The organism is Roseateles sp. P5_E1 (assembly GCF_054049335.1).
In genome coordinates this window covers 1-654 of the sequence record NZ_JBFUMN010000247.1, presented here as the reverse complement: position 1 = coordinate 654, position 654 = coordinate 1, and the positions used below count along the sequence as shown (strand labels likewise).

Below are 654 nucleotides of genomic sequence, written 5' to 3'. Positions count from 1 at the left end.
CGACCGGGTAGGCCCACAACGCGATGCCCTGCATGCCGTAGGTCCAGCGCAGCAGCACCAGCAACGGCCAGTGCCAGAGATAGAGCGAGTAGGACAACACGCCGATGTAGACCAGCGGCCGCCATTGCAGCCCGCTCAGAACCGATGACCGTGCGCGGTCGGTGTCGTCGGCGGCGGCGGCGGCCAGCAGCATCAGCGTGCCAGCCACGGTGATCAGCGCGCCCGGGAAGGGAAACGAGAACCGGGACGCGAACCCGAAGCCCAGCGCCACCATCAGCAGGCCTGGCAGCGCCCACAGCCGCCAGCGCGCAGGTGCGCCGTGGGTCATCACGCGCTGGTACAACAATGCGCCTGCGGCCAGCTCCCACAACCGTGCCGGCAGCAGGTAAAACGCCGATGCTGGCGCGGTGGTCGCCTGCACGGCGGCGATCGCCAGCGACGCCGCGGCCAATACCGGCAACAGCCAGCGCGCGGCCGCGTGGGTCCGGCGGTGCTGCAGCCAGACGAAGTACACGAACGGAAACAGCAGGTAGAACTGTTCTTCCACCCCGAGCGTCCAGGTGTGCAGGAAGGGGTTGAGGTCGGCGCCCGGCGAGAAGTAGCCATCCTGCTGCCAGGCCAGCACCAGGTTGCTGACCCCCAACAATGCGCCTG

General features: G+C 68.5%; 1 protein-coding gene. It reads right to left on the bottom strand.

The window, feature by feature from the left end:
* Nucleotides 1–654: acyltransferase family protein (locus tag ACXJKJ_RS30850; RefSeq protein ID WP_457395333.1), on the bottom strand; the 654-nt coding region annotated here is incomplete at both ends.